Below are 7,176 nucleotides of genomic sequence, written 5' to 3'. Positions count from 1 at the left end.
GGATGGGCGTCCCGCCCGTCCTTAAAAGACGGGCGGGACGCCCATCCCACTTTCAAGAGTGGAAGTTATTTAATTCTGATTCCTAAATTCCTGTTCTTGGGCTTGAGTCGGGAACACATCGTCAAAGCGTTGGCACAATCTTTCAAAGCATCGGGGCATGGATGTCCAAAATTTTTCTGTCATCAGATTCCATCAGGAAAGAGACTAACCTCAAAAATTTACTCTATATATCTTAGCTCTATTTCTCGCTCAATTTTTAGCTAAAGTCCCACTATTAAAAACAGAAGCTATAGCAATCCTTGCAGGAGTCGTAAAATTTTGACCCCACCCCAACCCTCCCCGATGTCTTGGGGAGGGAGTAAGAAATTCACAAATGATGCAAGAATTGCTATATACTATAATCACTGGGAAACAGTAAATTACGTTGATAGAGGTCACTTACTATGGAAGTAGCACTGTATAAGGTGGGAAATATGAGCGAAGCCACTTCCAATGCCCTTCAAAGTGCTATCGATGGTATGTTTAAAAATTGGAGTGATTCTAACCCTGTATTATCTTGGTTGATGAGTCACCCGTGGTGGATATCTTTAGGAATGTTGGTGCTATTTATATGGAGTCTCAAGAAAATATTACAGGTTTTAGGTAACTTTTTGGAAAAAGGCTTGTTATTGATTTTGCAAATTCCTTTAAAATTTATGCAAGGGGTTGTGAGTCTCGGCTTTAAATCTGTAAGTAATCTCGGTGGAGTGGTTGTAAACTCATTGGTTTCAAAGAATACCAAAGACAAAAATAATTCTGTTTTACAATTGAGGGGAGTTGAACCAAACAGTTTGGAGTCTCAAGAACGACTTGCTAATATTTTGACAAGGTTGGAGACGATTCGACAAGAGCAGAATCAGCTTTTACAAGAAGCGTCGGCTATTTTAAGCAACAAAATTAAGGCAGAGTGAGAAGGCGTGGGGCGATCGCAACTCGTGGTAAATTGAAGAGATCCAGGCTTTCCATCAAAGCCAGATCCATAAAGGCTTGTAGTCGATCGCTCAAAACGCCATGCCCGATTCCGAATTTTCCGATGATTTAAAATGGACGCCAGAAGCCAAGGCGAAGCTGAAAAATATTCCCTATTTTGTCCGGGGACAAGCTCGCGTCCGCATCGAGCAGTTGGCCCGCGAAGCCGAAACCGAAGTCGTCACCGTTGACTTAGTTGAGCAAGCTCGCATCGAGTTTGGGCAATGAAGGATCGAAAGGTACGCTAAAGCTTTAAACTATAAGTTGCCTGATTTTGATGTTCACAGAGCTACTGAGTCACCCGTGCGGAAAATAGTTATTGCTGGCAACTGGAAAATGTACAAAACTAGGACTGAATCCCTAGAGTTTCTTCAAGGATTCATGTCCTGCCTGACGGAAACCCCAGAGGAACGGGAAGTCGTGCTTTGCGTTCCCTTCACTTCCTTGGCTGTCCTCTCGAAAAATTTGCACGGGGGCCGGATCAGACTCGGTGCTCAGAACGTTCACTGGCAAGAGTCTGGAGCTTTTACTGGGGAAATTTCCGGGCCAATGCTGAGTGAACTTGGTGTCCGTTATGTCATCATCGGCCACAGCGAACGGCGCCAATATTTTGGGGAAACTGACGAAACGGTAAATTTGCGGCTGAAAGCTGCTCAGAAATACGATTTAATTCCGATTCTGTGTGTAGGGGAAACCAAGCAGCAGCGAGACGCAGGGGAAACTGAAGCTCACATTTTTTCTCAATTGGCAAAAGATTTGGTTGGTGTTGACCAAGAAAAGTTAGTCATTGCTTACGAACCGATTTGGGCCATTGGCACTGGCGATACTTGCGAAACGAAGGAAGCTAACCGAGTTATTGGTTTGATTCGCAGTAAATTGACTAATCCTGACGTGCCCATTCAGTACGGCGGCTCTGTGAAACCGGAGAATATTGATGAAGTCATGGCGATGCCTGAAATTGACGGGGTTCTGGTTGGTGGTGCTAGTTTGGAAGCTGCGAGTTTTGCTCGAATTGTCAATTATCAGTAATTAGGTAATTGCTAATTGGTAGTTGGAACAAGGCAGCGGGAATTAAACAGCGATCGCCTACAATTGTGATGTGCCGTTCAGTGTTTCTCGGATCGGGAGAATTAAGCTATGACTGCGATCGTTAAACCCAAACCAGCCTTAGACGAGTTCCTCAAACTTCCTGAAACTGAACCGGCCTCAGAATTTCTTGAGGGACAAATCATTCAGAAGCCCATGCCTCAAGGCGAACACAGCGTACTTCAAGGTGAGCTCTGCAAGACTATCAATCAAGTAGCGAAAACTCGGAAAATTGCCAATGCTTTTCCCGAGTTGCGCTGCACTTTTGGCGGCGCATCAATCGTGCCAGATGTAGCCGTATTCCGATGGGAAAGAATTCCTTTTTTGCCGTCTGGTAGAATTGCTAACCGCTTTGACATTAATCCCGACTGGTCGATAGAAATTCTCTCTCCCAACCAAAGTCAAACAAAAGTGCTGAGTAACTTGCTCCACTGTTCGCGACACGGCACTGAGTTGGGGTGGTTGCTATATCCAGAAGAAGAGAGTATTTTGGCAGTATTTCCCGGACAAAAAGTAGAACTGTATAAAGGTGCAGCTCTGTTGCCAATAATTGATAAAATTGAATTACAATTGACAGTTGACACGGTTTTTAGCTGGTTAAGTTTTGGTTGAATTAAGAATTGCGCTTCTGCTTTCTTCTTGAGTCTCTTAGAGAAGCATTTCGTTTTACAAGAAGCGATTTCAATCGCCGATTGATATCATGTCCGGTCGAGCGACCGCGATTTTTGTAGGGGCGGGTTCACCAACAATATCTGCCAATAATTGACAATCTCAAAAACCCGCCCCGACCGGGATATTATGGTTAATCGATCGGACATGATATGAGAAGGTGATATGACAAATAACCCAGAAAAAATTACCATTAGAAATAAAGTTTTTGATTGGGGAAAACGCACTTATTTAATGGGCGTTTTGAACGTAACCCCGGACAGTTTTAGTGACGGCGGAGACTTCTATACCATAGAATCTGCTTTGGCGCAAGCGGAAAATATGGTAAAATCGGGAGTTGATATTATTGATATTGGCGGTCAATCTACTCGGCCCGGTGCAGTGGAAATATCCTTAGAAGAGGAGATCGATCGCGTTATACCTGTAGTACAAACACTGCGGCAAAAAGCCGATATTTTTGGCTCAGTTCCTATTTCTGTCGATACTACCAGAGCGCAGGTTGCTAAAGCTGCGGTAGAGGCGGGAGCTGATATTATCAATGATATTTCGGGAGCTACTTTTGATGCGGAAATGCTGTCAACAGTTGCTCAGTTAAAAGTACCAATAATTTTGATGCACATTCGGGGGACTCCCCAGACGATGCAAAAACTGACAGATTATAGCGATTTAATTGGGGAAATTGGGGAATTTTTAGAGAGTCGAATTGCGGCAGCAGTTGCTGCGGGGATTGACAAATCTCAAATAATTCTCGACCCTGGTATTGGCTTTGCCAAGACTTACAGTCAAAACTTAGAAATTCTGCGAGAGTTGCGAAAATTCCGTGTTTTAAACTGTCCGATTTTAGTGGGAGTATCGCGCAAAAGCTTCATCGGTCACATTTTGAATCAGCCAGAAGCGAAACAAAGAGTTTGGGGGACAGCGGCGGCTTGTACAGGTGCGATCGCAAATTTGGCAGATATCTTGCGAGTTCACGATGTCAGAGAAATGCACGATGTTTGTCTGGTTGCCGACGCTATCTTCAGAAATCAGTCTTGAGAAGTGGGAGTATCAATAACTTTCATTTCCCCGCCCTCAGAATAAGGCATCACATCAGGTATAGAACCCATCAAATTGTTGAGAGCTTCTGACATATTCTTCGGGTCCATAAACAGAATTTTGGCATTGTCGCTTTCGCCCAATTTTTGTTGAGCGTCTAAGTATTTTTCCGTTACTAAGTAATTCAAAACTTGCTTGCTATTGGGATGGGAGTCTAAAGCTTCAACTAAGAGCCTCATATACTCCTTAGTGCCGATCGCCTTATTGACCATTGCTTGCCACTCGCTCTTAGTGGCGCGCTCCAATTCCATAGCTTCTTGCACCCTTTTCGGAGGTGTAATGCTTTGAATTTCTACGCGAATTACTTTGACGCCCCAAGGTTGAGTAGCTTCGTCTAACTTCTTGAGTAACTTTTTATTCATGTCATCTCGGGAACCCAAGATGTCTTGCATTGGCAATCGACCAATTTCAGCGCGAAACGTGGTTAAAACTAAGTTGGCGATCGCATTTTCAATTTGATCTATTCCATAATAAGCTTTCTCTAAAGTCACAACCCGCCAATACACCACGGCATCGACTTCTAGAGCCACATTATCTCCCGTGATTGCTGACTGAGGTTTAATATCTAAAACTCTTTCACGGGTTGTGTCCACGCAGACGACTTTTTCGACCAGGGGACTGATAAAGTGGAATCCTGGCTTGAGGGTGCGCTTGTATTGACCCAAACGTTCCACTAAAGCTTCGTCGCCACCGCTGACTATTTTGACGCTTGAGTTAACAGCGTAGCCGAGGATGAGCGCAAAGAGCATGGTAAGAATAGACTGCCCCATTTCTATTTTCCTGCTAAGGTTGACTGAGAATCGATCGAAATTCTACTCTAATTTAACTCAAACTCGGCCCCGCAGTGCTAAAATATCTCGACTGTTAATAACTAACTATTTCATCGGGTGGGCCCCATCGGCTCCGACTCTTACGGCCCTAGTGAAACCCAGGATATCAACAACACGTTTCGACAAAAGACATGAAAAACGATCGAGAGTTTCCCTGGTTAAAACCTTTGAGGTGGATTGCCCCAAGCATTTTGGTGGGTGCAGGAATCTGGAGTGTCGCAGCGGCCCAACCGGCCGGGGCTGAGACAATCGCCCTGCAACTCTCGCAAAACTTGCAGTCGCAGAACTTGCAGCCCCCGCGCCGCGGCCCTGCTGTTCGGGAAGTTATGTCCTACGAGATGAAGGGAGACGAACTCAGGATTTGCAAGCAGGAAGGCAACTCCGAGAAAAAGTGCCAAGTTGTAGGTAAAGGCTACACGGTGGGCTTGAGAACTGCCAACGACCTTTACGGTCAAGGAAACGCTGTCAATGCCGAAGCTTTGTACCGACAACTAATCGCTCGCTATCCCAAAGAAGCGGATGCTTATTACAAGTTGGGAACTATGCTGTCGGGGCAAGGTAAAATGAGCGAGGCGATCGTTCTATTCCAAAAAGCAATTGAAGTAAACCCGAAGCACGCCAAAGCTCACAACGATTTAGGCGTAGCGATGGCAAGTCAGGGGCAGTTGCCCGAGGCAATTGTTCAGTGGAGACAAGCCGTTAAAATTAACGATCGATATCCCGATGCTTTAAACAATTTAGGAGTCGGTTTGTACCAGCAAGGAGACAAGGAAAATCAAGCGGAGGCGGTAGCCAGCCTCAAAAAAGCTAAGGAGTTATTTATCAAGCAAGGTAGAACTCAAGCTGCTAACAGAGTAGAGAAAATCTTGGAGGAAATTAATTCGCGATCCAGCGAATCCTAAACTCAACCGCCGATCGCCGATTGAAAGAAAAAACATCTTGGGCGATCGGCGTGAATCAGCCTTCAGCGGCGGTTAAACACCCCCAAAAACGAGAATCTAAAGCATTTCCTTCAAAACTTGTATAATCAAATCCCCATCCACCCGATCGCTCACAGCAGCCTCACCCAAGCGCACCGGCAGCACAAACCGCACCTTGCCATCCTGCACCTTCTTATCCAGTTGCAAAGTATGCAAAATTTCCTCAACATCTAAACCTGCGGGCAATTTGGCAGGTAAACCCGCTTTTTCAATCAAAGCAGACTGGCGGCGATCGCACTCAGCATCCCACATTCCCAACTCCACAGCCAAGCGGCTTGACGCAGCCATACCGATAGCCACTCCTTCCCCGTGATTGATCGCCTTGTAATTGGTCAAACTTTCTACAGCATGACCGATCGTGTGCCCGTAATTCAAAATCGCCCGCAAACCCGATTCCTTCTCGTCTTTGCTAACCACCTCAGCCTTAGCTTGGCAAGACCTGCTCAAAATTTCAGCCAACAAATCCGCCTTCACATAGCGCATTTGATCCAAACGCTTGCAATTCTCCAACTTATCAAAAAGTTCAGCATCCCAAATCACCCCGTACTTGATGACTTCCGCCATCGCCGAACGAAACTCCCTCGCCGGCAGAGTTTTGAGTACATCCGGGTCAATCAAAACCAAGCGCGGCTGGTGAAAAGCCCCGATTAAATTCTTCCCCAAGGGATGATTTACCCCCGTTTTACCGCCAATAGAAGCATCAACCATCGCCAGCAGCGAAGTCGGAACCTGCACGACATTAATTCCCCGCAGCCAAGTCGCCGCAGCAAAACCCGTCATATCGCCCACCACCCCGCCGCCCAAAGCCACCATTGTCGAGGAACGTTCTAAGCGGTTTTCCAAAGCCGCACCGTAAATTTTCTGTACCGAATTTAAAGTTTTGTACTGTTCTCCCGGTGGTAAAATGCAGCTACTGACTTCCAGACCGGCCGATTCGAGGGCTGCGGTTGCTCTTTCGCCGTACTGCCGAAAAATCGACTGATTCGACACCAGCAGCACTTTTTTGCCCAAACTTAGATCGCCCATCTGACTGCCTAGTTCGTCTAATCCGCCCGATCGCACGCAAACATTGTAAGATTGTGGCCCCAAGTCAACTTTAATTATGGATTGCATATTTATCTAATTTAGATATTAGATTTTAGATTATAGTTCTTATAGGTCTTTTTATTGATTGTTTTGGAGAAATTGCCATGACTCTTAGCGGAGCAATAACTTATTTTGGGCTTTTTGGCGGAATGGTCGGCTTGGCGACAGTCCTGATGTTTGGTCTGCGGGCTGTCAAACTCATCTAATTTGCTAATTTAGATGTCTCAACCAGAGGATTTAATCTCTGGCAAAAGGATCAGTTGGACGAAGTATTTGCGCCAAAAATCTCTAGATTTATCGGTAGATTGACCGCGCAAATACTTTGTTTCTTAGAACTTGATGTTATAAGTAGGTCGGCGGGAAAATTTATAAGTATGTAACAAAACATTAAGTAGGACGGTCGGCTCTCAATTTAATGCGTT

Annotated in this window: 9 protein-coding genes; 7 read left to right on the top strand and 2 right to left on the bottom strand. The window is 45.4% G+C overall.

All coding sequences use genetic code 11. From position 1 onward, the window contains the following. The first annotated feature begins 443 nt into the window (after positions 1-443). The 5 genes from QUA50_RS28725 to folP all read left to right on the top strand — a co-directional run bounded on the left by QUA50_RS28725 (position 444) and on the right by folP (position 3,798). Complete coding sequence (locus QUA50_RS28725) at positions 444-950, top strand: hypothetical protein (protein ID WP_333268687.1); 507 nt, start codon at positions 444-446, stop codon at positions 948-950. 100 nt (positions 951-1,050) lie between these two features. Further along, complete coding sequence (locus QUA50_RS28720) at positions 1,051-1,236, top strand: PCP reductase family protein (protein WP_006633749.1); 186 nt, start codon at positions 1,051-1,053, stop codon at positions 1,234-1,236. A 75-nt stretch (positions 1,237-1,311) separates the two neighbouring features. Then, positions 1,312-2,037 (top strand): triose-phosphate isomerase, encoded by a 726-nt coding sequence (gene tpiA / locus QUA50_RS28715; protein ID WP_333268689.1) that lies wholly within the window; start codon positions 1,312-1,314, stop codon positions 2,035-2,037. A gap of 108 nt (positions 2,038-2,145) precedes the next feature. After that, complete coding sequence (locus QUA50_RS28710) at positions 2,146-2,706, top strand: Uma2 family endonuclease (protein WP_333268686.1); 561 nt, start codon at positions 2,146-2,148, stop codon at positions 2,704-2,706. A 222-nt stretch (positions 2,707-2,928) separates the two neighbouring features. After that, positions 2,929-3,798 carry a dihydropteroate synthase gene (gene folP, locus QUA50_RS28705; protein ID WP_333268684.1) on the top strand — a complete coding sequence of 290 codons (870 nt, stop codon included), beginning with the start codon at positions 2,929-2,931 and terminating at the stop codon, positions 3,796-3,798. On the opposite strand, the gene QUA50_RS28700 is transcribed toward folP, so the two are convergent. Next, positions 3,789-4,628, bottom strand: a complete 840-nt coding sequence (locus QUA50_RS28700; protein ID WP_333268682.1) for a stomatin-like protein — start codon at positions 4,626-4,628, stop codon at positions 3,789-3,791. The genes folP and QUA50_RS28700 overlap by 10 nt on opposite strands. A gap of 191 nt (positions 4,629-4,819) precedes the next feature. Here QUA50_RS28700 and QUA50_RS28695 point away from each other — a divergent pair, with 191 nt between their 5' ends. After that, entirely contained in the window at positions 4,820-5,590 is a 771-nt protein-coding gene (locus tag QUA50_RS28695) for a tetratricopeptide repeat protein (RefSeq protein ID WP_333211455.1), read from the top strand. Positions 5,591-5,686: 96 nt separating this feature from the next. Here QUA50_RS28695 and aroB read toward each other — a convergent pair whose 3' ends face one another. After that, the gene (gene aroB / locus QUA50_RS28690) at positions 5,687-6,781 is read right to left on the bottom strand and encodes a 3-dehydroquinate synthase (protein WP_333268680.1); all 1,095 of its coding nucleotides are present in this window, start codon (positions 6,779-6,781) and stop codon (positions 5,687-5,689) included. A 77-nt stretch (positions 6,782-6,858) separates the two neighbouring features. On the opposite strand from aroB, the gene petL reads away from it, so the two are divergent. Continuing rightward, positions 6,859-6,960 carry a cytochrome b6-f complex subunit PetL gene (gene petL, locus QUA50_RS28685; protein WP_190741595.1) on the top strand — a complete coding sequence of 34 codons (102 nt, stop codon included), beginning with the start codon at positions 6,859-6,861 and terminating at the stop codon, positions 6,958-6,960. Positions 6,961-7,176 lie beyond the last annotated feature (216 nt).

The sequence above is a fragment of the Microcoleus sp. M2_D5 genome, assembly GCF_036701935.1.
Lineage (GTDB): Bacteria > Cyanobacteriota > Cyanobacteriia > Cyanobacteriales > Microcoleaceae > Microcoleus.
The sequence above is the reverse complement of the archived record's forward strand: the minus strand, read 5'-3'. Positions and strand labels throughout refer to the sequence as shown.

What these genes read in the sequence shown, in the direction of transcription:
- aroB (WP_333268680.1), bottom strand. Translation starts at nt 6,781, where the DNA reads ATGCAATCCATAATTAAAGTTGACTTGGGGCCACAATCTTACAATGTT.
- QUA50_RS28720 (WP_006633749.1), top strand. Translation starts at nt 1,051, where the DNA reads ATGCCCGATTCCGAATTTTCCGATGATTTAAAATGGACGCCAGAAGCC.
- QUA50_RS28710 (WP_333268686.1), top strand. Translation starts at nt 2,146, where the DNA reads ATGACTGCGATCGTTAAACCCAAACCAGCCTTAGACGAGTTCCTCAAA.
- QUA50_RS28725 (WP_333268687.1), top strand. Translation starts at nt 444, where the DNA reads ATGGAAGTAGCACTGTATAAGGTGGGAAATATGAGCGAAGCCACTTCC.
- folP (WP_333268684.1), top strand. Translation starts at nt 2,929, where the DNA reads ATGACAAATAACCCAGAAAAAATTACCATTAGAAATAAAGTTTTTGAT.
- petL (WP_190741595.1), top strand. Translation starts at nt 6,859, where the DNA reads ATGACTCTTAGCGGAGCAATAACTTATTTTGGGCTTTTTGGCGGAATG.
- QUA50_RS28700 (WP_333268682.1), bottom strand. Translation starts at nt 4,628, where the DNA reads ATGGGGCAGTCTATTCTTACCATGCTCTTTGCGCTCATCCTCGGCTAC.
- QUA50_RS28695 (WP_333211455.1), top strand. Translation starts at nt 4,820, where the DNA reads ATGAAAAACGATCGAGAGTTTCCCTGGTTAAAACCTTTGAGGTGGATT.